Source organism: Pseudonocardia petroleophila (genome assembly GCF_014235185.1).
Classification (GTDB): Bacteria; Actinomycetota; Actinomycetes; order Mycobacteriales; family Pseudonocardiaceae; genus Pseudonocardia; species Pseudonocardia petroleophila.
Genome location: NZ_CP060131.1, coordinates 3,275,769 through 3,299,534, shown reverse-complemented (window position 1 = coordinate 3,299,534; position 23,766 = coordinate 3,275,769). Strand labels below are relative to the sequence as shown.

Genomic DNA, 23,766 nt, shown 5'->3' with positions numbered 1-23,766 from the left:
CCCGTCAGGTCTCCAGCAGCTCCGCGATCATCGCCCCGACGGCGTCGGCCTCGATGAGGAACCCGTCGTGGCCGTAGGGGGACTCGATGATCCGGGCCGGGCCGGAGCCCGGGATCCCGTCGGCCAGCTCGGCCTGCTGCGCGGGCGGGTAGAGCCGGTCGGAGCTGACCCCGCCGACCATCGTCGTCGCCCGGACCCGGGCCAGCCCCGCAGCGACGCCACCGCGGCCGCGGCCGACGTCGTGGGCGTTCATCATCTCGGTCAGCCGCACGTAGGACCCGGCGTCGAAGCGGCGGACGAGCTTGGCCGCGTGGTGGTCGAGGTAGCTCTCCACCGCGTAGCGGCCGCCGCGCCAGGGGTCCTCACCGTCCTGCGGGTCCCGGCCGAAGCGCTCCGCCAGCTCGAACCCGCTGCGGTAGCTCAGGTGCGCGATCCGCCGGGCGATGCCCAGGCCGAGGTGCGGGCCCTCGCCGGGGGCGGCGTCGTAGAAGTCGCCCCCGCGCCAGCCCGGGTCGGCCCGGATCGCCGCGATCTGCGGTGCCGCCCACCCGATCTGGTCGGCCGAGGTCGCGGCGGGCCCGGCGAGCAGGCCGAGGCGCCGGACGCGGTCGGGCTCGGTCGCGGCCCACTCCAGCGCGCGCATCGCCCCCATCGAGCCGCCGACCACGCACGCCCACTCCCCGACGCCCAGCTCGTCGGCCAGCACGGTCTCCGCGGCCACGGAGTCGCGCGGGGTCAGCACCGGGAACCGGCTCCCCCACGGCCGCCCGTCCGGGGACGTCGTGGACGGCCCCGTGCTGCCCTGGCAGCCGCCCAGGACGTTGGGGGCGACGACGAACCACCGCTGCGGGTCGAGCGGGCGCCCGGGACCGACGAGGGTGTCCCACCACCCGGGCGTCGGGTGCCCCGGACCGGCCGGGCCGGTGAGGTGGCTGTCGCCGGTGAGGGCGTGCAGCACGAGCACCGCGTTGGACCGGTCGGCGTCGAGCTCGCCCCACGTCTCGTAGGCGAGCCGGACGTCCGGCAGCTCCGCGCCGGACTCGACGCGGAGCGGGAAGGGCGCGGTCCAGCGGCGCCGGCCGGGGGGATCCCCCTCCCGCCACGCACCGGTGGCGGGAGAGGGGTCGAGAGTCGTCGTCACCCGTCGATCATGCGCCCTTCGCCGCGCGGAAGCCCGCGTCGAGGTCGGCCTTGAGGTCCTCGACGTGCTCCAGGCCCACCGACAGGCGGACGAGGCCCGGGGTCACGCCGGTGGCGGCCTGCTCCTCGGGGGTGAGCTGGCTGTGGGTGGTGCTGGCCGGGTGGATCACCAGGCTGCGCACGTCGCCGATGTTGGCGAGGTGGCTGTGCAGCTCGAGCGCGTCGACGAACCTCTTGCCCGCCTCGACGCCCCCGACGATGTCGAACGCCACGATCGCGCCCGCACCGCGCGGCAGGTACTTCTGCGCGGCGGCGTGGAACGGGCTCGACGGCAGGCCCGCGTAGTACACGGTCTCGACCTCGTCACGCGCCTCCAGCCACTCGGCCAGCGCCTGCGCGTTGGACGTGTGGCGCTCCATGCGCAGCGACAGCGTCTCGATGCCCTGGATGATCAGGAAGCTGTTCAGCGGCGCGATGGCCGGGCCGATGTCGCGCAGCAGCTGCACGCGCAGCTTGATGGCGTAGGCGATCGGGCCGACGGCGTCGGTGAACACGGCGCCGTGGTAGCTGGGGTCGGGCGTGGTGAGGCCGGGGAAGCGCTCGGAGTGCTCGGTCCACGGGAACGTCCCCGAGTCGACGACGACGCCGCCGATCGCGGTGCCGTGCCCGCCGAGGAACTTGGTGGCCGAGTGGATCACGATGTCGGCGCCGTGCTCGATCGGGCGCAGCAGGAACGGCGTGGGCACCGTGTTGTCGACGAGCAGGGGCAGGCCCAGCTCGTGGGCGACGTCGGCGACGGCGCGGATGTCGAGCACGTTGTTGCGCGGGTTGCCCACGGTCTCGCCGAAGAACAGCTTGGTGTTCTCCCGGACGGCGCCGCGCCAGCCGTCGAGGTCGTCGGGGTCGACGAAGGAGACCTCGATGCCGAGCTTGGGCAGCGTGTAGTGGAACAGGTTGTAGGTGCCGCCGTAGAGCGCGGCGCTGGAGACGATGTGGTCGCCGGACTCGGCGATGTTGAGGATCGCCAGCGTGGTGGCCGACTGGCCGGACGCCGTGGCGACGGCCGCCGCACCGCCCTCGAGCGCGGCGATCCGCTGCTCCAGCACGTCCTGCGTCGGGTTCATGATCCGCGTGTAGATGTTGCCGAACTCGGCCAGCCCGAACAGCGCGGCGGCGTGGTCGGTGTCGCGGAACTGGTAGGCGGTGGTCTGGTAGATCGGGGTGGCCCGCGCGCCCGTCGTGGGATCGGGGGCGGCACCGGCGTGGACCTGCTTGGTCTCGAAGGACCAGGATTCGGACATGCGTGTCTCCAGAGAACGAGAGGAAGGGCGTGCGGCGTCGGTCAGCGGCCGGGTCGACAGGCCGCGCTCGTGACGCGCATGTAGTCCACATGCCGGCGGGTCACGAGGGGGGTCACGACGCTGACCGTAACGGGGTCGCAACCAGGGCACAACGACCCCTCCGGCTACCGTTCGGGTCGTGCTCGTGCTGCTCCCCCCGTCGGAGACCAAGATCGACGGGGGCGACGGCCCCCCGCTGGACGTGGCGGCCCTGAGCCACCGGGAGCTCGACCCGCTGCGCACCGACCTCGTCGACGCGCTGGTCGCCCTCGCCTCCGATGTGGACGCCTCCCGCTCGGCGCTGGGCCTGTCCCCGAAGCAGGACGACGAGATCGCGCGCAACGCCGCGCTGCGGACCGCCCCCACGATGCCGGCGCTGCGCCGCTACACCGGCGTCCTCTACGACGCGCTCGACATGCGCTCGCTGCGCGGGGCCGCGGCCGGGCGGGCCCGCGAGCGCCTCGCCGTCGGCTCGGCGCTGTTCGGGCTCGTGCGCGCCGACGACCCGATCCCGGCCTACCGGCTCTCCGCCGGGTCGGCGCTGCCCGGCCGCGGCACCCTGGCCGCCGCGTGGCGGCCGCTGCTGGAACCGGTGCTGCGCGCCGTCGCCGACGGCGAGCTGGTCGTCGACCTGCGCTCGGGCTCCTACGCCGCGCTCGCACGCGTGCCGGGCGCGGTCGACGTCGACGTGCTCGCCGAGCGCCCGGACGGGACGCGCACGGTGATCAGCCACTTCAACAAGGCGCACAAGGGGCGGCTGGCCCGGCTGCTCGCCGGCACCCGCGCGGAGCCCGCCGACGCGGCCGCGGTGGCGACGATCGCCCGCCGCGCCGGGATGCGCGTCGAACGCCCGGGTCCCTCGGCGCTGCACGTGGTCGTGCCGGCCTGAGACCCGGACGCCGGGGTCAGTTGAACGCGCTCTTGAGCTTGTCCACCAGGCCCTCGTCCGCTCCCGGGGCGGCACCAATCTGCTGCATGATGCCCGCCTCGTCGGTGGCGCCCCACCGCTCCACGATCTGCCCGTCGACGAAGCGCCCGATCTGGAGGCCACGGACCTCGATGCGCTTCCCGGTCGCCGCGACGCCGTTGAACTCACCCCGGTGCGTGCCGGTGAGGGTGTAGGCGAACGCGACGCTGTCGTCGTCGACGACCATCGTCTGCGGCTCGAGGTGGGCGTCCGGGAACCCCGTGGTCAGGGTCCGGAAGAAGCCGCGGAAGCCCTCCCGTCCCGGACCCTGCCCCGGAGCGGGGTCGTGGTCGACTGCGTCGATCGCGAACAGGGTGTCCATCGCGGCGTCGATCTCGCCGGCGTTGATGTGTGCAGCGGCCTTCTCCTGCGTGGCGACGTTCTGCTCTTTCGACATACCGCCGCGTACCCGGGCGGCCCCCGGGCCCACACCCCGACCGGAGATCACTCACATCAGCCGATCTCCAGCACGACCTTGCCGCGGGCGTGCCCGGCCTCGACGGAGGCGAGCGCGGAGCCCGCGTCGTCGAGGGGGAACGTCTCGTTGACGTGCGGGTCGATCTTGCCCTGCGCCACGAGCGCCACCACGGCGTCGAGGACGGTGGAGGTGCGGTCGCGCTCGATCGGCACGCCGCCGACCTCCTCCGCGGTGCCCGGGTCGGCCGCGGTGACGATCCGCGAGCGGTCGGCGCACAGGTCGGCGACCGCGCGCAGCGAGTCGCCGCCCACCAGGTCGAGGATCGCGTCGACGCCGTCGGGCAGGATCTGCCGCACGCGCTCGGCCACGCCGTCGCCGGAGGGCACGAGGATCGCGCCGAGGGACTCGACGAGCTCACGCTTGTCCTCCGACGCCGTGCCGACGACGGTGATCTCGCGGTCGCGGGCGAGCTGGGCCGCCACCACCCCGACTCCCCCGCCGATGCCGTTGATCAGCAGCGTCGCACCGGCGTCCAGCTCCAGCTGGGTGATGCCGTCGTACGCGGTGGCCCCGGCCACCGGGAGCACGGCGGCGCTGGCGAACGGCAGCCCCGCGGGCTTCCGCGCCGTCGCGGCCGCGCTGAGCAGCGCCTGCTCCGCGTAGGCGCCCGAGTTCGACGCGGTGCTGCCGAACACCTCGTCGCCGACGGCGAACCCGTCGACGTCCTGCCCGACGGCCTCCACGACGCCCGCCGCCTCGGAGCCGAGCACCGCGGGCATGTCGCGGGGCAGGAACTCGCGCATGTGCCCCTGGCGGATCTTCCAGTCGACCGGGTTCACCCCGGCCGCGCGCACCGCGATGCGCACCTCCGACGGGCCCGGCTCGGGGGTCGGGAGCTCCTGGATCTCCTGGTTCTCGGGGCCGCCGTACTGCGTGAACACATATGCCTTCATGCCCGAGCGTGCCCGGTCCCGCGCCGTCCCAACCGCTCCGCCGGTTAATCGGTGGTGCGCGGGCCGGCGGGTGCGCGACGCTGTGCGCGACCCGAGAGGTGAGGAGGTGTGCGTGATGTCCACGACCGTCCCGGACGTGCTGCGCGCCCGTCCGATCCCCGCCCCGCGCTGACTCGCGCCGGGGCGCCCTCTCGAGGAGACCCCCGTTGTACGAGCCCATCCGCAAGCGCCGCCGTTTCGACGACGACGAACCCCGTCCCCGGCACCGCACCGACCCCTCCGCGTTCGACGAGCGGGCCGGCGCCGAGATCGACGGCCCGCCCGACGGCGACCGCTGGTCCACATGGGACGGCGCCGAGCACGGCCCCGACCCGGTGCCGCGCTGGGTGGTCACCGAGCACGCCGCGGTCGACACCGAGCTCGGCGCGCTCAAGTCCGGCAAGGAGGCCGACGTCGGGCTGCTGGAACGCGCGGTGCCCGGCACCGACCGTCGTGCGGTCATGGCGGTCAAGCGCTACCGCACCGCCGAGCACCGCATGTTCCACCGCGACGCGGGCTACCTGGAGGGCCGGCGCGTCCGGCGCTCGCGGGAGACCCGCGCGATGGCCGGGCGCACCGCGTTCGGCCGCGACCTGCTCGCCGCGCAGTGGGCGGGGGCGGAGTTCGCCGCGCTGTCGCTGCTGTGGAGCAACGGCGTCGCCGTCCCCTACCCGGTGCAGTGCGCGGGCACGGAGCTGCTCATGGAGTTCGTGGGCGACCCGGACGGCACCGCCGCCCCGCGGCTCGCGCAGTGCCGCCCCGACCCGGACGAGCTCTGTGATCTGTGGCACCAGCTCGTCGACGCGCTGCTCGGGCTGGCCCGCCACGGCCTGACCCACGGCGACCTGTCCGCCTACAACGTCCTCGTCCACCGCGGGCGGCTCGTGCTGATCGACCTGCCGCAGGTCGTGGACGTCGTGGGCAACCCGCAGGGGCCCGACTTCCTGGCCCGCGACGTGCGGCGGATCGGCGAGTGGTTCACCGCGAAGGGGCTGCCGCCCGAGGTCGGACAGCCCGACACGCTGCTGCCGGAGCTGCTCGTCGCGCTCGGGATGGGAACGTCACAGGCGTAGCGGTCGGAGGTCGGCGGGCCGGGCGGCTAGACTCGATCACGAGCGCCCGGCCCGTCTCTTCCGGCCGTCCCCACCAGGGCGCACCCGCAGTACCCATTCAGGGCGCAACGTCTGCGCCCGGGCTCGTCCCTCGAGATCTCAGCCGCCGCCATCTCGGCGCTGCCTCTCCGTGCTGACGTGCCACGTCCCGGAGGTTTTCCTACTTGTCTTCCCCCAGTTCTTCTCGCCGTGCGAACTTCTCGTCGGCGAGCTCGCGCCCGCGCCGCTCCGGTGGCGGCGGGCGTCCCACGTCGGGCCGCTCCCGCGGACCGGCGCGCCCCACCGCGCCGAGCACCCCGGCCCCGCCCGAGGTGCTGTGGACCGTGCCGGAGTCCGGCATGCCCACGTTCGCCCAGCTCGGCCTGCCCGAGCCGGTCGTCAAGGCCCTGGCCGCGGAGGGCTTCACCGAGCCGTTCCCGATCCAGGCCGCCACGCTGCCGGACACCATCGCCGGGCGCGACCTGCTCGGCCGCGGCCAGACCGGCTCCGGCAAGACGCTGGCCTTCGGCCTCGCGCTGCTGTCCCGGCTCGCCGGTGGCCGCTCGCAGGCCCGTCGCCCGCGCGGCCTGGTCCTGGTGCCCACCCGTGAGCTGGCGACGCAGGTCGTCGATGCGCTCACCCCGTTCGCCAGGGCGCTCGGGCTCACCACCACCTCGGTCGTCGGCGGGATGTCGTTCAACCGGCAGGTCGCCGAGCTCAACCGCGGCATCGACCTGCTGGTCGCCACCCCGGGCCGGCTCACCGACCACACCACGCAGCGCACCTGCGACCTGTCCGGCGTCGAGATCACCGCGATCGACGAGGCCGACCGCATGGCCGACATGGGCTTCCTGCCGCAGGTCCGCAAGATCCTCGACCTCACCCCGGCCGACGGCCAGCGGCTGCTGTTCTCCGCCACGCTCGACGGCGAGGTCGGCACCCTGGTGCGCCAGTACCTGACCGACCCGGTGACGCGGTCGATCGCCTCCTCCACCGCGCAGGTGGAGACGATGGACCACCACGTGCTGCACGTGGACCTGTCCACCAAGCCGCGCGTGATCACCGAGATCGCGGCCCGCGACGGGCGCACCATCCTGTTCGTGCGCACCAAGCACGGCGTCGACCGGCTGGTCAAGACGCTGCGCCGCGACGGCATCAACGCCGGAGCGCTGCACGGCGGCAAGGCGCAGAACGCCCGCAACCGCGCGATCGCCGACTTCAAGGACGGGCAGACGCCCGTGCTGGTCGCCACCGACGTCGCCGCCCGCGGCATCCACGTCGACGACGTGTCGCTCGTCGTGCACGTCGACCCGCCGGCGGACCCGAAGGACTACCTGCACCGCGCGGGTCGCACCGCCCGGGCCGGGGACTCCGGTGTCGTCGTCACGATGGTCACGCCGCAGGAGCGCCGCGACGTCGAGCGGCTCACCCGGCTCGCCGGCGTGAAGGCCACGCACACCGACGTCGCCCCCGGCGACGCCGCGCTGGCCGAGGTGACCGGTGCGCGCATCCCGTCCGGGGTGCCGATCATCGAGCCGCCGAAGCCGGCGCAGCAGCCCCGCGGCAACGGCCGCCGCTCGCGCGGCGGGGCCGGCGGCGCCGGTGCCCCGCGCGGCTCCGGCGGGCGCAGCGGTGCCGCCGGTCGCCCGCGTTCGGGCGGACGGCGCTCGGCCGCCTGACCCACGTTCGACCACGACGGCGCGGCATCCCCGGACGGGGGTGCCGCGCCGTCGTCGTGCGTGCGCCGAACGGACGGCGCGGCGCCGGGGCCCGGGATGCCGGATCCGCCATCCTGGGTCCGGTGCGCCGGTCCCTGCTCCCCGTTCTCCTGTCCGTCCTGCTGCTCTCCGGGTGTGCCGGGTTCGAGCTCCCCGACCTCTCCGAGTACGACTTCCCGACCCTGCCCTCCACCTCCGCCCCCGCCCCGACCGGGGACGCCGCCACCGCGCTCGCCGCCCTGCCGGTGAAGGGGCGGGCCCCGAAGACCGGCTACGAGCGCGAGCAGTTCGGCCAGCGCTGGGCCGACGTCGACCGCGACGGCTGCGACCAGCGCAACCAGGTACTGGCCCGCGACCTGACCTCCGTGGAGTTCAAGCCGGGCACCCGCGACTGCGTGGTCCTCTCCGGCGCCCTGCTCGATCCCTACACCGGTGACGGGGTGCCGTTCCTGCGCGGCGAGGCGACCAGCGCGGACGTCCAGATCGACCACGTCGTCGCGCTGTCGAACGCCTGGCAGACCGGTGCGCAGCAGCTCGACGAGGACACCCGCGAGCTGCTCGCCAACGACCCGCTCAACCTGCTCGCCGTCGACGGCCCGACCAACGGCTCCAAGGGCGACGGCGACGCGGCGACCTGGCTGCCGCCGTCGCGGGGCTACCGGTGCGCGTACGTCGCGCGGCAGGTGGCGGTGAAGGCGACCTACGGGCTGTGGGTCACCGCGGCGGAGTCCGAGGCGATCGCCCGGGTGCTCGAGGACTGCCCCGGCGAGCCGCTGCCGGTCTCTACGCTGGCCCGGTGATCGCGGATCCCGCAGCGTTCGAGGAGCACCGGCCCCACCTGCTGCGGGCGGGCTACCGGATCACCGGCCGGCTCGCCGACGCGGAGGACGCCGTGCAGGAGGCCTGGCTGCGCTACGCCGCCCGGCAGACCGCGCCGGACGACCTGCGGGCCTGGCTGACGACGGTCGTCGGGCGGCTGTGCCTGGACCGGCTGCGCTCGTCCGCCGCCCGCCGCGAGCGCTACGCGGGGCCGTGGCTGCCCGAGCCGATCGTCACCGGCGACGACCCGGACGACCCGCTGCTCGCCGTCGTCCGGCACGAGGACGTGCGGATGGCGGCGATGGTGGTGCTGGAGCGCCTCACCGCCCCGCAGCGGGTGGCGTTCGTGCTGCACGAGGCGCTGGCCCTGCCCTACGGCGAGATCGCCGGGGTGCTGGACTGCCCGGAGGCGACGGCCCGCCAGCACGCGGCCCGCGCCCGGAGGATCGTCGAGGGCACCCCGGCCCCGGCGCGGGCGCGCACCGGGGAGCAGCAGGAGGTGCTGGCCGCGTTCGCCGACGCGATGGCCCGGGCCGATCTCCCCGCGCTGCTGGCGGTGCTGCACCCGGACGTCGTGCTCGTCAACGACGGCGGCGGCGAGGTGGCCGCCGCCCGCCGCCCCGTGCACGGTGCCGACAAGGTCGCGCGGCTGCTGCTCGGCCTGCTGGCCCGCTACGGGCCGGGGATGCTCCGCGGCGAGGTCGTGTCCGTCAACGGCGAGCTCGGGCTGGTCACCGGGGACCCGGCCGCCGTCACCGTCCTCTCGGTCGACGGCGGGCGGGTCGTCGGCGTCTACGGGGTGCTCAACCCCGCGAAGATCGCACGGCGCACGCCGCGTCGAACCCCTGGTCGGTGATCCCGAGCGCGTGGTTGCTGCGCGCCCGCATGTTCTCCAGCGCGATCGCGTGCGTCAGCTCGATCAGCCCGGCCCGGCCCAGCGCCGCCTCCAGCGCGGCCACCTGGTCGTCGGTGACGGTCGTCGGCAGCGCCGTCACGGCGTCGGCGTAGGCCAGCGCCAGCCGCTCGTCGGCGGTGAACAGCGGGTGGGTGGCGTAGTCGTCGACGTGCCGCAGCCGCTCGACGTCGAGGCCCTCCAGGCGCTGCAGCATCGTGCCGAAGTCGACGCACCACGAGCAGCCGACCACCGTCGCCACCCGGTACACGGCCAGGTCGCGCAGCCGCACCGGCAGCACGCGCGCGGCCCGCTCGTAGGCCAGCTCCGACACCAGCCCCGCCCAGAACAGGCCGCGGTGGTGCCGCGCGACCGCGACCGGCTCGGGCACCGCCCCGAACCGCCGTCGTGCGACCCGGTAGACCAGCCGCCCGAGCACTCCGGCGTCACCCTCGGACACCGCGGGAATCCGTCCCATGTCGACCTCCTTCGTCGGTACCCGTCGGACGGGGACGGGCACCGGGACGTGACGGAGGATGACGCGGATCACAGCGGATCCGCCGGCCGGCGGATCCCGCGGCCCGGCTCAGGCGGCCACCCGGTACCCGGGGACGTCGGCGCGGTCGGCGTCGACGACCCGGGTGCCCAGCGGGACGAGCGCGAGGCCGGCCCCGCGGTGCACCTCGACGCGGCGGCCGAAGGGCCACAGCGCGTACCCGGCGAGCCGGAACGACGCGATGCCGAACGGGATCGTGACGACCAGCACGCAGGCGATCACCCCGGCGACGGCGTGGAGGATCGCCGGCCACCAGCCGGCGAGCAGGAACCACAGGACGTTTCCGAGGGTGCGCACGATGTCCACCATGCCCGTTACCGAGGGGAGTGCTCCGCGACGAGCGCCGCGTGCCGCGCGTACGCCTGCTGGTCGGTGAGCACCGCCACCTGGTCGACGACGACGCGCCGGCGGGCGGCGTCGTCCGGGGCCGCCGCCCAGTCCTCGGCGAACACCGGGTCGAGCGTGGCGGGGGCCCCGGCGAGCAGGGCGTCGGCCAGCTCGGCGAGCAGCGCGCGCTGGCCCGTCTGCATCACCAGGCGCTGCGGGTCGCTCATCACGTAGCGCAGGGCCACCGACTTGAGCAGCGCCACCTCCGCGGCCGCGTGCGGCGGAACGACGAGGTCGGCGGCGTAGCGGACGAGCGGGCCGTCGCCGTGCGCCGCACGGGTGGCGTCGACGGCGGCGAGGACGAACCGCCCGACGAGGATGCTGGTGAGCCGCTTCAGCGCGATGTGCGCCGACGAGGTCGCCGTGGCCGGGGTGAACCCGCGCACCGCATCGACGACGGGCAGGGCGAGCAGCACGTCCCCGGCCTCCTCAAGGGCGTCGGCGTCGGCGCCGAACACCGTGACGGCGGTGACCCCCAGCGCCGAGCGCTCGTGCGCCGAGCCGAGCGCCGCGAGGTCGATGCGGCCGGACAGGATCCCGTCCTCGACGTCGTGGACCGAGTAGGCGACGTCGTCGGACCAGTCCATGACCTGCGCCTCGATGCTGCGCCGCCCGTCGGGCGCGCCCTCGCGCACCCAGGCGAGCACCGCGGCGTCGTCGGCGTAGGCGCCGTACTTGGGGGATCCGGGGCGGCGCTCCCACGGGTACTTCGCCGACGCGTCGAGCGTGGCCCGGGTGAGGTTGAGCCCGGCCGAGACGTCGCCGTGGTCGATCTTGGGTTCGAGCCGGGTGAGGATCCGCAGCGTCTGCGCGTTGCCCTCGAACCCGCCGCAGGACGCGCCCCACGCGTCGAGCGCGACCTCGCCGTTGTGCCCGAACGGCGGGTGCCCGATGTCGTGGGCGAGCCCGGCGGTGTCGACGACGTCGGGGTCGCAGCCCAGCTCCTCGGCGATCCCCCGCCCGATCTGCGCGACCTCCAGGGAGTGCGTGAGGCGGGTGCGCGGCACCCCGCTGATCTCGGCGCCCTCCCCCGGCCCCACGACCTGCGTCTTCCCGGCCAGGCGGCGCAGCGCGGCGGAGTGCAGCACGCGGGCGCGGTCCCGGGAGAACGGCGTGCGGCGCTCGCTGCCGGTCTTGGGCGGCTCGGGGAGCCGGCGTTCGCGGTCGTGGTCCGTGTACAAGTCAGCCGAGGCCGGAGTCCGAGCCGGTGTCGACCGAGGCGTGCGTCAGCCGGTAGAACAGCAGCGCCGCGGTCTCGCGCAGGATGTAGCGGAACTGCGTCTCGCGGGTCTGCACCGCGGGTCCGCTGCGGGTGGGCGAGCTCCAGGCGTCGAGCCCGGCGTCACGGGCCATCGTGCGGGCGCGCAGCGAGTGCCACGGGTCGCTGACGACGAGCGCGCTGCTCCAGCCGTCGGCCTCGGCGCGGTCGGCCACCGCCTCCAGGCTGCCCAGGGTGTCGGAGCCCTCCCCCACCGCGACGATCGCCGACGCCGGGACGCCGCGGTCGATCAGGTAGGCCCGCCCGGCCGCGGCCTCGGTGAACTCGTCGCCCTCGGCGGACCCGCCGGTGGTGACGATGAGCGGAGCGACGCCCTCCTCGTAGAGCACCTGCGCGTGCCGCAGCCGCCAGGAGAAGATCGAGCTGGGCTCGCCGTCGTACTGGGCGGCCCCGAGCACGATCACGGCGTCGACGGCGCGGCGGTCGTCGACGCGCGCCACCTGCCACACCCGGAACGCCGTGCCCCCGACGATGAGCACGGCCAGCAGCAGCGCCCCGGCCACGAGCCGGGAGAACCAGCCCACGCGCCGGCGCTCCGGGCGGCCCAGGCGGACCGTCGGCGCCTCGGGGCCGGGGACGCTCATGCGCCGATCCGGCCCGGGGACGCGGCGAGCGCGGTACCGCCCCGGCCGGCCCGGGCCGCGACGACCTGCGCGACGATCGACACGGCCGTCTCGGCGGGGGTGCGGGCGCCGATGTCGAGGCCGACGGGACCGTGCACCGCGGCCAGCTCCTCCTCGGTGACGCCCGAGGCGAGCAGCCGCTCGCGGCGCGCCGCCTGCGTGCGCCGCGAGCCCAGTGCGCCGAGGAAGCCGCGGCCGTGGCGCAGGCCGGCGAGCAGCGCGGCGTCGAAGGCAGGGTCGTGGTCGAGCAGCACGAGGACGTCGGCCGCGGTGAAGGCCTCGACCGCGGCGACGGTGGCGTCGAGGTCGGACTCCGACCGCGACGTCCAGCCCAGCAGCGCGGCCTGCGCGGCGAGCGCGTCGCCGATCGCCCCGGCGCCCACGACCAGCACCGACGGCACCGGGACCCACAGGTCGAGCAGCAGGTCGCCGGCCTCGGTGGGGATCTGCTCGGTGACGGTGGCGCCGCGGCGCAGCAGGGTGCGGGCGGCGGTGGCGGCCGACTCGTCGAGCGCGTCGGAGCCCAGGGCGCCGGTGACGGTCGTCAGCTCGGGTCCGGTGAGCACGATCGCGGTGGCGCCGTCGGCGGTGGAGACCAGTGCCGCGGGCTCACCGTTCTCCAGCGCGGCCCCGAGCACCTCGGCGTGCCCGACGGGCAGCGGGTGCCCCAGCAGCGTGGCGCCGCCCGCGCAGGCCAGCCCGGCGTCGATCGCGGCGGACTCGGCGACGTGCGCCTCGCGGGTCTGCGGGCCGTCGGCCGAGGCGGCGACCAGCGGCAGCGCGGAGTCGTCGAGCGCCCCGCGGTAGAGCACGCCCGCGCTCTCGCCCGCGGCCGTGCCGACGACCATCTGTCCGCTCTCGACGGTGCCGAAGCCGTGGCGGTCGAGCACCCGGACCACGCCGACCCCCGAGCCGGCGAGGCGACGCAGGGACGAGCCGAGGTCACGCAGGGAAGCGGTCACGCCGACCAGCGTAGCCACAACCGGCCGCTCGCCACGGCGCGCCGCACCCGGATCGGGCGTCATGCGATGGCGGCGACGGATGCCGGGGGCCGTACCGTGGGTGTGATCGCGCGCGGTACCGGGAACCACCACCGCGAACGCGACGTTGAACCGGGCGAATCGCCCATCCCCGAAGACAGGAACCATGGATCCGTCCGACAGTACGTGCACCGTCCTCGCAGGGCGGTTCACATGATCAGCACCGTTGCATCCCTCCTCCTCGGCGTCGTCGTGGTCCTCGCGATCACCGCGCTGACCGGCTACTTCGTGGCCCAGGAATTCGGCTACATGGCCGTCGACCGCTCCCGGCTCAAGTCCCGCGCAGCGGCGGGTGACGCCGGTGCGAAGCGGGCACTGGGCATCACCGACCGCACCTCGTTCATGCTCTCCGGCGCGCAGCTGGGCATCACCGTCACCGGTCTGCTGGTCGGCTACGTGGCCGAGCCGCTGATCGGCTCCAGCATCGGCACGCTGCTCGGCGGCGTCGGGGTCCCCCAGGGCGTCGGCATCGCGGTCGGCACCGTCCTCGCGCTGCTGTTCGCCACCGTCGTGCAGATGGTCTTCGGTGAGCTGTTCCCGAAGAACCTCGCCATCTCCCGGCCCGAGCCGGTGGCCCGCGCGCTCGCGCTGTCCACCGCGGTCTACCTGCGCCTGTTCGGCTGGCTCATCCGCATCTTCGACGCGGCGTCGAACCTGCTGCTCAGGGCGCTGCGGATCGAGCCGGTGCACGACGTCGAGCACTCGGCGACGCTGCGCGACCTGGAGGCCATCGTCGACGAGTCCCGCGACGCCGGGGAGATCGACGAGGAGCTGTCGGTGCTGCTCGACCGCGTGCTCGACTTCACCGACCGCACGGCCCGCGCCGCGATGATCCCCCGACCGCGCGTCACCTCGGTGCAGGCCGACCAGACCGTGGCCCGGCTCGTCGAGATCATGGCGTCGGGGCACTCCCGGCTGCCGGTGCTCGGCGACGGCGCCGACGACGTCGTGGGCGTCATCTGCCTGCGCGACGTCCTCGCCCTGGAGGGCCGCGACCTCACCGCCGTGCGGGTGGCCGACGCCGCCCGCACCGCCGTCATGGTGCCGGCGTCGCTGCCGCTGCCCGCGGTGCTGGAGCGGCTGCGCGAGGCCGACGACGAGTTCGCCTGCGTCGTCGACGAGTACGGCGGCCTGGCCGGCGTCATCACGATGGAGGACATCGCCGAGGAGCTGATCGGCGAGATCACCGACGAGCACGACCCCGCGGGTCGCGACGCCATCCGCGTCGGCGACGGCGAGTGGACCGTGCCCGGCACGTACAACATCGACGAGGTGGAGCGCCTCGTCGACGCCGACCTGCCCGGTGGGGAGTTCCACACCATCGGCGGGCTGGTCATCGACCGGCTGCAGAAGCTGCCCGAGGTCGGCGACACCGTCGAGCTGGAGGCCGGTGAGCGGCGCCTGACCGCCACCGTCTGCACGGTGGAGCGGCGCGTGCCGGCCACCGTGCGGCTGGCGTTCGTCCCGGTCGCCGGGAACGTGGACGAGGAGGTGTCGGCATGAGCGTCGCGGTGTCCCTGTGGATCACGGTCGCGCTGGTCGCCCTGAGCGCGTTCTTCGTGGCGATCGAGTTCGCGCTCGTGGCGGCCCGCCGCTACCGGCTGGAGGAGGCCGCGGAGACCAGCGCCGCGGCCAGGGCGGCGCTGGCCAGCGCCAAGGACCTGTCGCTGCTGCTCGCGGGCTCGCAGCTGGGCATCACGCTGTGCGTGCTCGGCCTCGGCGCCGTGAGCAAGCCGGCCGTCGAGTCGCTGCTGGCCCCGCTGTTCGGTGGGCTGAACGAGGGCGTCGCCGGGGTGCTCGCGTTCGTGCTCTCGCTGATCGTCGTCACGTTCCTGCACCTCGTCGTGGGCGAGATGGCGCCGAAGTCGTGGGCCATCGCGCACCCGGAGCGCTCGGCCACGCTGCTCGCGCTGCCGATGCGCGGGTTCATGGTCCTCACCCGGCCGCTGCTGCTCGCGCTCAACGGCATGGCCAACTGGTTCCTGCGCCGCGTGGGCGTGGAGCCGGTCGACGAGCTGGGCGAGGGCCGCAACCCCGACGACCTGCGCGAGCTGGTCGACCACTCGGCCAGCACCGGGGCGCTGGACTCCGAGCAGCGCGACCAGATCCTCTCCGCACTCGACGTCGACCGCGCCCCGCTGCGCGACATCGTGCGTCCGCGGGCCGAGGTCTCCTGGGTCCCGGCCGACGCCGACGTCGAGGCGATCCGCGAGGCCTCCCGCACCAGCGGGCACCTGCGGCTCGTCGTGGACCGCGACGGGGAGCCGGTGGGCGTGGTGCACGTCCGCGACGCGCTCGCGGGCCCGGCCGGCACCACCGCGGCCGACCTGATGCGGCCGGTGGCCACCCTCTCGGCCGACACCGCCATCCACGACGCGCTGCGGGCGATGCGCGAGGAGCGCAACCACCTCGCGCTCGTGGAGTCCGGCGGCGAGCTGCTCGGCCTGGTCACCATGCAGGACCTGCTCGACCGCCTGCTGCCCGCCCCCGTCTGACGGGCCCGCTCACCCGGTCGGGACGGCGATCCGCTCGCCGCCCCGGCCGGGGGGTCCTACGCTCTGCGCCATGAATCCTGCGCACCTCGACGACACCGCGCTGGCCAGGGTCCGGACCCTGGAGGCGCAGCTGGGCTGCCCGCTCGTCGCCTACGAGCCGGAGTCCCCCTACGCACCGCTGACCGACGAGCAGCTCGCCCAGCTCCGGCGCACCGAGGCCGAGCTGGGCGTGCAGCTCCTCGCCTACCGGCGCTAGCAGCCGAGCAGGCGCCCGGCGAGGTAGCCCTCGACCTGGTCCAGGGCCACGCGCTCCTGGGCCATCGAGTCGCGCTCGCGGATCGTCACGGCCTCGTCGTTGAGCGTGTCGAAGTCGACCGTGATGCAGAACGGGGTGCCGATCTCGTCCTGGCGGCGGTAGCGGCGGCCGATGGCGCCCGCGTCGTCGAACTCGATGTTCCAGTTCTTCCGCAGCTGCGCCGCGAGGTCGCGGGCCTTGGGCGAGAGGTCGGCGTTGCGGCTCAGCGGGAGCACCGCGGCCTTGACCGGCGCGAGCCTGCGGTCCAGCCGCAGCACGACGCGCTTGTCGACGCCGCCCTTCGCGTTGGGCGCCTCGTCCTCGGTGTAGGCCTCGATGAGGAACGCCATCATCGACCGGCCGACGCCCGCAGCCGGCTCGATCACGTACGGCCGGTACCGCGTGCCCGACGCCTGGTCGTAGAACGACAGGTCGACGCCGGAGTGGTTGGAGTGCGTCGTGAGGTCGAAGTCGGTGCGGTTGGCGACGCCCTCGAGCTCGCCCCACTCCTGGCCCTGGAAGTTGAAGCGGTACTCCACGTCGACGGTGCGCTTGGAGTAGTGGGAGAGCTTCTCCTTCGGGTGCTCGTAGTGCCGCAGGTTCTCCCGCGCGATGCCGAGGTCGACGTACCAGTCGGTGCGCTGGTCGATCCAGTACTGGTGCAGCTCCTCGTCGGTGCCGGGCTCGACGAAGTACTCCATCTCCATCTGCTCGAACTCGCGCGTGCGGAAGATGAAGTTGCCGGGGGTGATCTCGTTGCGGAAGCTCTTGCCCATCTGGCCGATGCCGAATGGCGGCTTCTTGCGCGAGGTCGTCTGCACGTTGAGGAAGTTGACGAAGATGCCCTGCGCGGTCTCGGGCCGCAGGTAGTGCAGGCCCTCCTCGGTCTCGACCGGACCGAGGTGCGTCTTGAGCATCATGTTGAAGTCGCGCGGCTCGGTGTACTGGCCGCGGGTGCCGCAGTTGGGGCACGGGACGTCGGACAGGTCGTCCTCGGTGGCGGCCTTGCCGGTGCGCTCGACGTACTCCTCGGCGAGCTGGTCGGCGCGGAAGCGCTTGTGGCAGCTCTGGCACTCGACCAGCGGGTCGGTGAACACGCCGACGTGCCCGGACGCGACCCACACCTGGCGGGGCAGGATCACCGACGAGTCGAGGCCCACGACGTCGTCGCGGCCGGTGACCATGAAGCGCCACCACTGCTTCTTGATGTTCTCCTTGAGCTCGACGCCGAGCGGGCCGTAGTCCCACGCCGACCGCGTACCGCCGTAGATCTCGCCGGAGGCGAAGACGAAGCCGCGACGCTTGGCGAGCGACACGATGGTCTCGATCTTGGCGGAACTGGGCGAGCTGGCCACGGGGCGGTACTCCTGAGCGAGGGGAACGAACGAAGCACCCAGGGTAGCGACCGGCCGCTCACGCCAGGAGGCTGGGGAACTCCGTCGCCGTACCGGCCGCGGCGTCGACCAGCGTCTCGTAGGTCGCGGGCTCGTCGGCCAGCGCCTCGGACAGCAGCGGCACCACGTGCTCGCGCACCGGGAACGGGGACAGGGCGCGCCGGTAGGCGTCGACGCTCGCGAACCGGACGGCCAGCACCCAGCGCCCCGGGTCGTCGACGGCGCGGCCCAGCCGGCCGTCCAGCGCCCCCTCCGCGGCCGTGAGCAGCTCCAGGGCGCGGGTGCCGCGGGCGAGGAAGGCGGGGGCGTCGGCGGGGTCGACCGCGAAGCGGCACAGGAGCAGCACGGACGCGAACCCTAGACGGCCTACCATGGGGTCGCGGCCGGTGACATCGATACTCGATACCGACTGGCGGGCCGCAGGATGGGGAAGACGGATGTCGATCGTGGCCGAGCAGTCCGAGCACGCTGACCAGTCCGACCACGCGGGCGGGCGGGCCGCGCCCGCCCCCGTGCGCACCCCCCGCACCCTCGAGGCCGCGGGCGACCTGCTGCGCGCGCTGGCCGCCCCCGTGCGCATCGCGATCGTGCTGCAGCTCCAGGAGTCCCCGCGCTGCGTGCACGACCTCGTCGACGCGCTCGGCGTCACCCAGCCCCTGATCAGCCAGCACCTGCGGGTGCTCAAGTCCGCCGGGGTGGTGCACGGCGAGCGGCACGGCCGCGAGGTCGTCTACTCCCTCGTCGACGACCACCTCGCGCACATCGTCGTCGACGCCGTCGCGCACGCGGAGGAGGGGCGATGAACCAGGCCCAGCAGGCCCCGGCCACACGAGTGCTGCGCGCCACCCGCCAGCGGGCCGCCGTCTCCGCCCTGCTCGACCGGCTCGACGACTTCCGCTCCGCCCAGGACATCCACGAGGAGCTGCGCCGCGTCGGCGACGGCATCGGGCTGACCACCGTGTACCGGACGCTGCAGTCGCTCGCCGACGCCGGCGAGGTCGACGTCCTGCGCACCGGGACGGGCGAGGCTGTCTACCGCCGCTGCGCCTCCGCCGAGCACCACCACCACCTGGTCTGCCGCCGCTGCGGGGCCACCGTGGAGATCGAGGGCCCCGCCGTCGAGACCTGGGCCCAGCGCATCGCCGAGCAGCACGGGTTCTCCGAGCTCAGCCACACCGCGGAGATCTTCGGACTGTGCCGGGAGTGCTCGGCGACCACGTGAGACGTGCGTCTCAAACCGAGTCATCCGGATCACGGGAGCCGCGTTAACGTCCGGCTCCTGCACGGTCGATGGCTAGGAGACTTCTTCATGGGTGAGCCCGGAACGAACGGCGACGAGGCGGCGAACGGGGCGGCCGGCGGGGTCTCCCCCGAGGAGGCCGCGGCCACCGCGTCACCGAACGCGGTGCGCAAGTTCGACGCGCCGGAGTCCGAGGAGCTGGCCCAGCTCGCCGCGGTGTTCGAGGACCTGCAGTACGTGCTGCGCTGCTGCGAGCACCTGGTGACCGCACTCGGTGGCCCCGACGCGGGCCCGGTGCAGGTCCAGACCGACGACGCGCTGATCGAGGCGCTGTGGACCGGTGCCCTCATCGGCTACGTCCGCTGCTTCTCCGGTCGCATCGGCATCCTCTCCGACGACGACGTCAAGGAGCTGGAGCTGCCCGGCACCGAGATCACCGCGGCCGACTTCCACTCCATGCTCAAGAAGCTGCGCGACCACTACGCGTCGCGCCACGTCAACCCGCGCGAGGCGTTCACGATCGGCGCCGCGCAGGCCAACGACGGCACGCTGATGGGGGTCGCGGTCGTCTCGGCCCCGCGCCCGATCGTCGACGACACCACCGTGCGCCTGCTCGGCCGCATCGCCTACTCGCTCTCCGGCTACATCGACGGCCGGATGCAGGAGGCCCAGAACAAGGTCCTCGGCCTCGCGCGCGAGATGAGCACCCTGCAGCTCAGCTCGCTGCCGCTCGTGCACCTCGCCGAGGTCTGAGCACCGGGGTCTAGGCCCCCACCAGCTCCGCCCGCAGGGTGGACGCGCTGCCCACCACCAGCATCAGCAGCGTGCCCATCGCCTTCTCCTCCAGTCCCGAGGCGGGGAAGGCGTAGCGCAGCGTCACGTCCCACCCCTGCTCGCCGCGGATCACCTTCGGCGTGCCGAACAGGCCCTCGCCCGCACCGAGCGCGATGCGGGTGGGGATGTCCTGCTCCAGGGGCAGGTCCCAGGCCACCACGCACATGAGGTTGAGGACGGGCAGGCCCTCCTCCAGGTCCATCCCCTGCACGACGCACAGGACGCCGCCGTGGGCGAAGGTGAGCGAGCCGTCCTCGTCGACGGTGACGTCGTGGTAGTTCTCCAGCGCCTTCTGCGCGACGGCCAGACTCATGACGCGGTCTCCGGGGTGTCGAGCGCGCCGCCGAAGCGGCGGTCGCGCCGGGCGTAGATCTCGACGGCCTGCCAGAGGTGGCGGCGGTCGAAGTCGGGGAACAGGGTGTCGAGGAAGACCATCTCCGCGTACGCCGACTGCCACAGCAGGAAGTTCGACGTCCGCTGCTCCCCCGAGCTGCGCACGAACAGGTCGACGTCGGGCATGTCGGGCTCGTCGAGGTACCGGGCGATCAGCCGCTCGTCGACCTTGCCGGGCCTGATCCGCCCGTCGGCGACGAGCTGGGCGATCTTCTGCACGGCGTCGGCGATCTCGGCGCGGCCGCCGTAGTTGACGCACATCGTCAGGTTGAGGACGTCGTTGCCGCGGGTCTTCTCCTCGGCGACCTCCAGCTCCCTGATGACGCTGCGCCACAGCCGCGGCCGGCGCCCCGCCCAGCGCACGCGGACGCCCATCTCGTGCATCTCGTCGACGCGGCGCCGGATGACGTCGCGGTTGAAGCCCATGAGGAAGCGCACCTCGTCGGGGCTGCGCTTCCAGTTCTCGGTGGAGAACGCGTACGCCGAGAGCCAGCGGACGCCGATGTCGATGCAGCCGCGCGCGACGTCCATCAGCGACGCCTCGCCGCGGCGGTGGCCCTCGATCCGCGGCAGCCCCCGCGCGTTGGCCCAGCGGCCGTTGCCGTCCATGACGAGCGCGACGTGGTGCGGCACGAGCTCGCGCGGGATCGCCGGGGGGCGGGCGCCCGACGGGTGCGGGGGCGGGGGTGAGACCACGACCCGCACCCTACGGAGGGGATACTGCGGGGCGTGCAGGAGCATTACTTCTCGGCGGACCCGTCGACGCCGAGCCGCCCGGACACCGTCCGCGTGGTGCTGCCCGACGTCGACCTCACGCTCGCCACCGACAGCGGCGTCTTCTCCGGCTCCCGCCTCGACCGCGGCACCCGGATCCTGCTCGAGCACGCCCCGATGCCGCCGCGGCGCGGCCCGCTGCTCGACCTGGGCTGCGGTTACGGCCCGATCGCGCTGACGCTGGCGACGCGCCGCAGGCGGCTGCCGGTGTGGGCCGTCGACGTCAACGACCGGGCGCTGGCGCTGGCCCGGCGCAACGCGGCCGACCTGGGCAACGTGCAGGTGGGCCGCCCGGAGGAGGTCCCCGACGACGTCGCGTTCGCCGGGATCTACTCCAACCCGCCGATCCGCTCGGGCAAGGGCGTCCTGCACGGGCTGATGACGCGGTGGCTGCCGCGGCTGGCGCCCGAGGGGCGGGCGTACCTGGTGGTGCACAAGCACCTGGGGTCGGACTCGTTCGCCGACTGGCTGAACGCGCAGGGATGGCCCACGAGTCGTCTCGTGTCGGTCCAGGGATATCGCGTGCTGGAGGTGGGATGCAGCAGCTCGGAGGCACCGCCCTCAAGCGGCTGAACCGGACGTGGCGGCGCCGCGCGACCATGCAGGTCGGGCTGATGCTGCAGGACGTGGAGAGCCCGTTCAACGTGGGCGCGATCGTCCGCTCGGCCGCCGTGCTCGGCGTCGACCACCTGTACCTGATCGGCCGCTCCGCCGACCCCACGACGCCCAAGGCGCAGAAGCTCGCGATGGGCACCGACCGGTACCTGCAGGTCCGCGGCTGCGCCACGGTCCGCGAGGCCGTCGACGCCGCCCACGCCGACGGCTACCACGTCGTCGGCCTCGAGCTCACCGACACCGCGAAGCCGCTGCACGAGCTCGACCTGTGCCGCGACGTGTGCGTGGCCGTCGGCAACGAGGCGCGCGGGATGTCAGCTGAGATGATCGCCGCCTGCGACGCGCTGGGCTACATCCCGCAGCTGGGCAAGGTGGGCTCGTTCAACGTCGCCTCCGCGGTCAGCATCGCCGCCTACGAGGTGCGGCGGCAGGAGTGGGCGGGCGCGGAGCCCGACGACCTCTAGGAGCCGGCGGGCGGGGCCAGTGCGGCGCGCCGCTCCACGAACGGCAGCGAGCGGAGCTGGCGCTCCAGGTGCCACTGCAGGTGCGCGGCGACCAGGCCGCTGGTGTCGCGGCGGGTGGCGGGGCCCGCGGCGTCGGCGGTGTCCCAGTCGCCGTGCAGCAGGGCGTCGAGCAGCCGGTAGGTCTCCGGCGACGGCAGCACCGAGCCGGGCGGGCGGCAGCGCGGGCACACCGCCCCGCCCGCGGCGATGTTGAACGCGGCGTGCGGGCCGGGCTCGGCGCAGCGGGCGCACTCGGTGATCGCGGGGGCCCAGCCGGCGTGCGTCATGGCCCGGAGGAAGAACGCGTCGAGGACCAGGGACTGGTCGCGCTCGCGGGCCGACAGGGCTCGGATCGCGCCCACCACCAGCAGGTACACCCGGATCGCCGGCTCCCCCTCCTCCGCGACGAGCCGGTCGGCGGTCTCCAGGATCGCGCAGCCCGCCGTGTACCGGGAGTAGTCGGCGACGATGCCGCCGCCGAACGCGTCGACGGTCTGGGCCTGCGTGACGATGTCGAGACCCGGCTTGTTCGGGTTGGACCCGGTCCAGCACTGCACGTCGACGTGGTTGAACGGCTCCAGCCGCGCCCCCCAGCGCGACGTCGTGCGCCGCACCCCCTTCGCGACCGCGCGGATCTTGCCGTGGCGGCGGGTGAGCAGGGTGACGATCCGGTCGGCCTCGCCGAGCTTCTGCACGCGCAGCACCACACCGGTGTCGCGGTACAGGCTCACCCGCCCAGCCTACGGCGGCCGCGGGAGCTTGACAGGGACGACCGGCCGGGTGAGGGTCGCCTCACCCCCACCCATCCCCGGAGGCTGGCTCCTGTGCAGACCGAACCGACCGACGCCGAGCTCGGCCGCACCCTCGCCGCGGGGGTCCACACCGGGGCGCTGTCGACGATCGGGCGGGGCGGGTTCCCGTTCGGGTCCGTCGTCAGCCACGCCGTCGACGCGGCCGGGCGCCCGCTGCTGCTGCTCAGCGACCTCGCCGAGCACACCGGCAACCTCACCTCCGACCCCCGCGCCTCGCTGCTGGTGGCGCAGCAGGACCCGGGCGACCCCCTCGCCCTGTCCCGGGTCACGCTGATCGGGCCCGTCGCCCAGCCCCCCGAGGCCGAGCGCGCCGACGCGCTGGAGGTGTACCGGGCCGTCCACGGCGGGGCCGTGCTGTCCACCGACCACGGCTTCCGGATCTACCGGATGGAGGTCACGGCCGTCCGGTTCGTCGGCGGGTTCGCCCACATGAGCTGGGTGCGCGCGGAGGACTACACGGCGGCCGAGCCCGACCCGCTCGTCCCCCACGTGGCCCGGATCGTCGAGCACATGAACGACGACCACGCCGACGCACTCGTCACGTTCTGCCGCGTCGACGGCGGCCGCCCCGACACCGCGGAGGCGCGGATGACCGGGTGCGACCGCTACGGCTTCACGGTCCTCGCCGACGGCGCCCCGCTGCGCCTGCCCTTCCCCCGCCGCGTCGACACCCCCGACGAGGTCCGGGCGGCGATGGTCGAGATGGTGCGGGCGGCGCGGGCGACGTCGGCCTGACCCTCAGCCCACGTCCCGGGCGTGCGGCCGCAGGGCGTGCGGCTCCACGTCGGGCTGGTCGATCCCGAAGCTGATGATCCGCTTCGGGTGCAGCCGGATCAGGTCGCCCACGGTCTCCGCCCGGCCCCGGACCTCCAGGCAGCGCACCCGCCACGGGTCGACCGAGGCCAGGTCGTCGACGACGAAGGCGGCCCGCCCGTTGTCGGCGACGTTGCGGTACTTGCGGCTCGCGGCGTTGTCGAAGCCACCGATGTCGATCGTGCCGAGCTCGGCGTTGTAGGTGAACCCGACGGGGCTGTTCTGCAGCGTCCCGTCCGGCTTCGCGGTGGCGAGCCGGCCGAGGCGCTGCGTGCGCAGGTACGCGATCTCGAAGTCGTGGAATCCCATGCCGCGAGCCTGCACCCTGCACCGCGG

29 protein-coding genes and 1 pseudogene are annotated in these 23,766 nt (G+C 74.2%); 14 read left to right on the top strand and 16 right to left on the bottom strand.

From position 1 onward, the window contains the following. Nucleotides 1–4: 4 nt before the first annotated feature. Together metX and H6H00_RS16455 are read right to left on the bottom strand one after the other, a co-directional pair. A complete protein-coding gene (gene metX / locus H6H00_RS16460) occupies nucleotides 5–1,141 on the bottom strand; it encodes a homoserine O-acetyltransferase MetX (protein ID WP_185716648.1) in 1,137 nt (378 codons plus the stop codon). A gap of 7 nt (nucleotides 1,142–1,148) precedes the next feature. Continuing rightward, nucleotides 1,149–2,441 (bottom strand): bifunctional o-acetylhomoserine/o-acetylserine sulfhydrylase, encoded by a 1,293-nt coding sequence (locus H6H00_RS16455; RefSeq protein ID WP_185716647.1) that lies wholly within the window; start codon nucleotides 2,439–2,441, stop codon nucleotides 1,149–1,151. Between the two features lie 178 nt (nucleotides 2,442–2,619). On the opposite strand from H6H00_RS16455, the gene yaaA reads away from it, so the two are divergent. After that, complete coding sequence (gene yaaA / locus H6H00_RS16450; protein ID WP_185716646.1) at nucleotides 2,620–3,369, top strand: peroxide stress protein YaaA; 750 nt, start codon at nucleotides 2,620–2,622, stop codon at nucleotides 3,367–3,369. A gap of 16 nt (nucleotides 3,370–3,385) precedes the next feature. Here yaaA and H6H00_RS16445 read toward each other — a convergent pair whose 3' ends face one another. Both H6H00_RS16445 and H6H00_RS16440 read right to left on the bottom strand, forming a co-directional pair. Continuing rightward, complete coding sequence (locus H6H00_RS16445; RefSeq protein ID WP_185716645.1) at nucleotides 3,386–3,844, bottom strand: ester cyclase; 459 nt, start codon at nucleotides 3,842–3,844, stop codon at nucleotides 3,386–3,388. 56 nt (nucleotides 3,845–3,900) lie between these two features. Further along, the gene (locus H6H00_RS16440; RefSeq protein WP_185716644.1) at nucleotides 3,901–4,818 is read right to left on the bottom strand and encodes an NADP-dependent oxidoreductase; all 918 of its coding nucleotides are present in this window, start codon (nucleotides 4,816–4,818) and stop codon (nucleotides 3,901–3,903) included. 206 nt (nucleotides 4,819–5,024) lie between these two features. Here H6H00_RS16440 and H6H00_RS16435 point away from each other — a divergent pair, with 206 nt between their 5' ends. Beyond that, on the top strand, nucleotides 5,025–5,930 hold the full coding sequence (locus H6H00_RS16435) for a serine protein kinase RIO (RefSeq protein ID WP_185716643.1): 906 nt from the start codon (nucleotides 5,025–5,027) through the stop codon (nucleotides 5,928–5,930). 199 nt (nucleotides 5,931–6,129) lie between these two features. Here H6H00_RS16435 and H6H00_RS16430 read toward each other — a convergent pair whose 3' ends face one another. Further along, nucleotides 6,130–6,309 (bottom strand): hypothetical protein, encoded by a 180-nt coding sequence (locus H6H00_RS16430; protein WP_185716642.1) that lies wholly within the window; start codon nucleotides 6,307–6,309, stop codon nucleotides 6,130–6,132. Here H6H00_RS16430 and H6H00_RS16425 point away from each other — a divergent pair. The 3 genes from H6H00_RS16425 to sigJ all read left to right on the top strand — a co-directional run bounded on the left by H6H00_RS16425 (nucleotide 6,308) and on the right by sigJ (nucleotide 9,341). Continuing rightward, nucleotides 6,308–7,627: a DEAD/DEAH box helicase gene (locus H6H00_RS16425; RefSeq protein WP_185716641.1), complete on the top strand. Its 1,320-nt coding sequence runs from the start codon at nucleotides 6,308–6,310 to the stop codon at nucleotides 7,625–7,627. The two genes, H6H00_RS16430 and H6H00_RS16425, sit on opposite strands and share 2 nt — an antisense overlap. Nucleotides 7,628–7,749: 122 nt before the next feature. Beyond that, complete coding sequence (locus H6H00_RS16420; RefSeq protein ID WP_185716640.1) at nucleotides 7,750–8,466, top strand: HNH endonuclease family protein; 717 nt, start codon at nucleotides 7,750–7,752, stop codon at nucleotides 8,464–8,466. Then, nucleotides 8,463–9,341 carry an RNA polymerase sigma factor SigJ gene (gene sigJ / locus H6H00_RS16415; protein WP_221775554.1) on the top strand — a complete coding sequence of 293 codons (879 nt, stop codon included), beginning with the start codon at nucleotides 8,463–8,465 and terminating at the stop codon, nucleotides 9,339–9,341. The genes H6H00_RS16420 and sigJ overlap by 4 nt, the downstream gene beginning before the upstream one ends. Here sigJ and H6H00_RS16410 read toward each other — a convergent pair. The 5 genes and pseudogenes from H6H00_RS16410 to H6H00_RS16390 all read right to left on the bottom strand — a co-directional run bounded on the left by H6H00_RS16410 (nucleotide 9,289) and on the right by H6H00_RS16390 (nucleotide 13,184). Beyond that, on the bottom strand, nucleotides 9,289–9,855 hold the full coding sequence (locus H6H00_RS16410) for a carboxymuconolactone decarboxylase family protein (RefSeq protein WP_185716639.1): 567 nt from the start codon (nucleotides 9,853–9,855) through the stop codon (nucleotides 9,289–9,291). The two genes, sigJ and H6H00_RS16410, sit on opposite strands and share 53 nt — an antisense overlap. Nucleotides 9,856–10,035: 180 nt before the next feature. Then, a pseudogene (locus H6H00_RS32330) lies at nucleotides 10,036–10,230 on the bottom strand (YccF domain-containing protein); the annotation flags it as partial. Nucleotides 10,231–10,247: 17 nt separating this feature from the next. Continuing rightward, nucleotides 10,248–11,501, bottom strand: coding sequence for a deoxyguanosinetriphosphate triphosphohydrolase (locus H6H00_RS16400; RefSeq protein WP_185716637.1), 1,254 nt, complete (start codon nucleotides 11,499–11,501; stop codon nucleotides 10,248–10,250). 1 nt (nucleotide 11,502) lies between these two features. Next, nucleotides 11,503–12,183 carry a YdcF family protein gene (locus H6H00_RS16395; protein ID WP_185716636.1) on the bottom strand — a complete coding sequence of 227 codons (681 nt, stop codon included), beginning with the start codon at nucleotides 12,181–12,183 and terminating at the stop codon, nucleotides 11,503–11,505. Further along, entirely contained in the window at nucleotides 12,180–13,184 is a 1,005-nt protein-coding gene (locus H6H00_RS16390) for an XdhC family protein (RefSeq protein ID WP_255425222.1), read from the bottom strand. The genes H6H00_RS16395 and H6H00_RS16390 overlap by 4 nt, the downstream gene beginning before the upstream one ends. A 231-nt stretch (nucleotides 13,185–13,415) precedes the next feature. On the opposite strand from H6H00_RS16390, the gene H6H00_RS16385 reads away from it, so the two are divergent. From H6H00_RS16385 to H6H00_RS16375, 3 genes are all read left to right on the top strand, one after another. Further along, nucleotides 13,416–14,765 carry a hemolysin family protein gene (locus H6H00_RS16385; RefSeq protein ID WP_185716634.1) on the top strand — a complete coding sequence of 450 codons (1,350 nt, stop codon included), beginning with the start codon at nucleotides 13,416–13,418 and terminating at the stop codon, nucleotides 14,763–14,765. After that, entirely contained in the window at nucleotides 14,762–15,757 is a 996-nt protein-coding gene (locus tag H6H00_RS16380) for a hemolysin family protein (RefSeq protein WP_185716633.1), read from the top strand. Before H6H00_RS16385 ends, H6H00_RS16380 begins: the two co-directional genes overlap by 4 nt. Before the next feature lie 70 nt (nucleotides 15,758–15,827). Further along, nucleotides 15,828–16,013: a hypothetical protein gene (locus H6H00_RS16375; RefSeq protein WP_185716632.1), complete on the top strand. Its 186-nt coding sequence runs from the start codon at nucleotides 15,828–15,830 to the stop codon at nucleotides 16,011–16,013. Here H6H00_RS16375 and H6H00_RS16370 read toward each other — a convergent pair. Together H6H00_RS16370 and H6H00_RS16365 are read right to left on the bottom strand one after the other, a co-directional pair. Beyond that, nucleotides 16,010–17,407, bottom strand: a complete 1,398-nt coding sequence (locus tag H6H00_RS16370; RefSeq protein WP_185716631.1) for a glycine--tRNA ligase — start codon at nucleotides 17,405–17,407, stop codon at nucleotides 16,010–16,012. The genes H6H00_RS16375 and H6H00_RS16370 overlap by 4 nt on opposite strands. Nucleotides 17,408–17,465: 58 nt before the next feature. Beyond that, nucleotides 17,466–17,792, bottom strand: a complete 327-nt coding sequence (locus H6H00_RS16365) for an antibiotic biosynthesis monooxygenase (RefSeq protein ID WP_255425221.1) — start codon at nucleotides 17,790–17,792, stop codon at nucleotides 17,466–17,468. A 91-nt stretch (nucleotides 17,793–17,883) separates the two neighbouring features. On the opposite strand from H6H00_RS16365, the gene H6H00_RS16360 reads away from it, so the two are divergent. From H6H00_RS16360 to H6H00_RS16350, 3 genes are all read left to right on the top strand, one after another. Continuing rightward, a complete protein-coding gene (locus H6H00_RS16360) occupies nucleotides 17,884–18,249 on the top strand; it encodes an ArsR/SmtB family transcription factor (RefSeq protein WP_185716629.1) in 366 nt (121 codons plus the stop codon). After that, nucleotides 18,246–18,668, top strand: a complete 423-nt coding sequence (locus H6H00_RS16355; RefSeq protein ID WP_185716628.1) for a Fur family transcriptional regulator — start codon at nucleotides 18,246–18,248, stop codon at nucleotides 18,666–18,668. The genes H6H00_RS16360 and H6H00_RS16355 overlap by 4 nt, the downstream gene beginning before the upstream one ends. A gap of 87 nt (nucleotides 18,669–18,755) precedes the next feature. Beyond that, entirely contained in the window at nucleotides 18,756–19,439 is a 684-nt protein-coding gene (locus tag H6H00_RS16350) for a hypothetical protein (RefSeq protein WP_255425220.1), read from the top strand. A gap of 10 nt (nucleotides 19,440–19,449) precedes the next feature. Here H6H00_RS16350 and H6H00_RS16345 read toward each other — a convergent pair whose 3' ends face one another. Together H6H00_RS16345 and H6H00_RS16340 are read right to left on the bottom strand one after the other, a co-directional pair. Then, nucleotides 19,450–19,833 (bottom strand): hypothetical protein, encoded by a 384-nt coding sequence (locus H6H00_RS16345; protein WP_185716627.1) that lies wholly within the window; start codon nucleotides 19,831–19,833, stop codon nucleotides 19,450–19,452. Continuing rightward, the gene (locus H6H00_RS16340) at nucleotides 19,830–20,654 is read right to left on the bottom strand and encodes an isoprenyl transferase (protein ID WP_185716626.1); all 825 of its coding nucleotides are present in this window, start codon (nucleotides 20,652–20,654) and stop codon (nucleotides 19,830–19,832) included. Before H6H00_RS16340 ends, H6H00_RS16345 begins: the two co-directional genes overlap by 4 nt. Between H6H00_RS16340 and H6H00_RS16335 the strand changes: the two genes are divergently transcribed. Then, nucleotides 20,643–21,260, top strand: coding sequence for a class I SAM-dependent methyltransferase (locus tag H6H00_RS16335; RefSeq protein WP_185716625.1), 618 nt, complete (start codon nucleotides 20,643–20,645; stop codon nucleotides 21,258–21,260). The genes H6H00_RS16340 and H6H00_RS16335 overlap by 12 nt on opposite strands. After that, nucleotides 21,224–21,766, top strand: coding sequence for a TrmH family RNA methyltransferase (locus tag H6H00_RS16330; protein WP_185716624.1), 543 nt, complete (start codon nucleotides 21,224–21,226; stop codon nucleotides 21,764–21,766). Before H6H00_RS16335 ends, H6H00_RS16330 begins: the two co-directional genes overlap by 37 nt. On the opposite strand, the gene recO is transcribed toward H6H00_RS16330, so the two are convergent. Further along, a complete protein-coding gene (gene recO, locus H6H00_RS16325) occupies nucleotides 21,763–22,536 on the bottom strand; it encodes a DNA repair protein RecO (RefSeq protein WP_185716623.1) in 774 nt (257 codons plus the stop codon). The two genes, H6H00_RS16330 and recO, sit on opposite strands and share 4 nt — an antisense overlap. Nucleotides 22,537–22,629: 93 nt before the next feature. Here recO and H6H00_RS16320 point away from each other — a divergent pair, with 93 nt between their 5' ends. After that, on the top strand, nucleotides 22,630–23,352 hold the full coding sequence (locus tag H6H00_RS16320) for a HugZ family pyridoxamine 5'-phosphate oxidase (protein ID WP_185716622.1): 723 nt from the start codon (nucleotides 22,630–22,632) through the stop codon (nucleotides 23,350–23,352). Nucleotides 23,353–23,355: 3 nt separating this feature from the next. Here H6H00_RS16320 and H6H00_RS16315 read toward each other — a convergent pair whose 3' ends face one another. Then, a complete protein-coding gene (locus H6H00_RS16315) occupies nucleotides 23,356–23,739 on the bottom strand; it encodes a PPOX class F420-dependent oxidoreductase (protein WP_185716621.1) in 384 nt (127 codons plus the stop codon). Nucleotides 23,740–23,766: the final 27 nt, after the last annotated feature.

What these genes read in the sequence shown, in the direction of transcription:
- H6H00_RS16455 (WP_185716647.1), bottom strand. Translation starts at nt 2,441, where the DNA reads ATGTCCGAATCCTGGTCCTTCGAGACCAAGCAGGTCCACGCCGGTGCC.
- H6H00_RS16445 (WP_185716645.1), bottom strand. Translation starts at nt 3,844, where the DNA reads ATGTCGAAAGAGCAGAACGTCGCCACGCAGGAGAAGGCCGCTGCACAC.
- H6H00_RS16440 (WP_185716644.1), bottom strand. Translation starts at nt 4,818, where the DNA reads ATGAAGGCATATGTGTTCACGCAGTACGGCGGCCCCGAGAACCAGGAG.
- H6H00_RS16425 (WP_185716641.1), top strand. Translation starts at nt 6,308, where the DNA reads ATGCCCACGTTCGCCCAGCTCGGCCTGCCCGAGCCGGTCGTCAAGGCC.
- H6H00_RS16430 (WP_185716642.1), bottom strand. Translation starts at nt 6,309, where the DNA reads ATGCCGGACTCCGGCACGGTCCACAGCACCTCGGGCGGGGCCGGGGTG.
- H6H00_RS16410 (WP_185716639.1), bottom strand. Translation starts at nt 9,855, where the DNA reads ATGGGACGGATTCCCGCGGTGTCCGAGGGTGACGCCGGAGTGCTCGGG.
- H6H00_RS16395 (WP_185716636.1), bottom strand. Translation starts at nt 12,183, where the DNA reads ATGAGCGTCCCCGGCCCCGAGGCGCCGACGGTCCGCCTGGGCCGCCCG.
- H6H00_RS16385 (WP_185716634.1), top strand. Translation starts at nt 13,416, where the DNA reads ATGATCAGCACCGTTGCATCCCTCCTCCTCGGCGTCGTCGTGGTCCTC.
- H6H00_RS16380 (WP_185716633.1), top strand. Translation starts at nt 14,762, where the DNA reads ATGAGCGTCGCGGTGTCCCTGTGGATCACGGTCGCGCTGGTCGCCCTG.
- H6H00_RS16375 (WP_185716632.1), top strand. Translation starts at nt 15,828, where the DNA reads ATGAATCCTGCGCACCTCGACGACACCGCGCTGGCCAGGGTCCGGACC.
- H6H00_RS16360 (WP_185716629.1), top strand. Translation starts at nt 17,884, where the DNA reads ATGTCGATCGTGGCCGAGCAGTCCGAGCACGCTGACCAGTCCGACCAC.
- H6H00_RS16355 (WP_185716628.1), top strand. Translation starts at nt 18,246, where the DNA reads ATGAACCAGGCCCAGCAGGCCCCGGCCACACGAGTGCTGCGCGCCACC.
- H6H00_RS16350 (WP_255425220.1), top strand. Translation starts at nt 18,756, where the DNA reads ATGGGTGAGCCCGGAACGAACGGCGACGAGGCGGCGAACGGGGCGGCC.
- H6H00_RS16345 (WP_185716627.1), bottom strand. Translation starts at nt 19,833, where the DNA reads ATGAGTCTGGCCGTCGCGCAGAAGGCGCTGGAGAACTACCACGACGTC.
- H6H00_RS16340 (WP_185716626.1), bottom strand. Translation starts at nt 20,654, where the DNA reads ATGCTCCTGCACGCCCCGCAGTATCCCCTCCGTAGGGTGCGGGTCGTG.
- H6H00_RS16330 (WP_185716624.1), top strand. Translation starts at nt 21,224, where the DNA reads ATGCAGCAGCTCGGAGGCACCGCCCTCAAGCGGCTGAACCGGACGTGG.
- H6H00_RS16315 (WP_185716621.1), bottom strand. Translation starts at nt 23,739, where the DNA reads ATGGGATTCCACGACTTCGAGATCGCGTACCTGCGCACGCAGCGCCTC.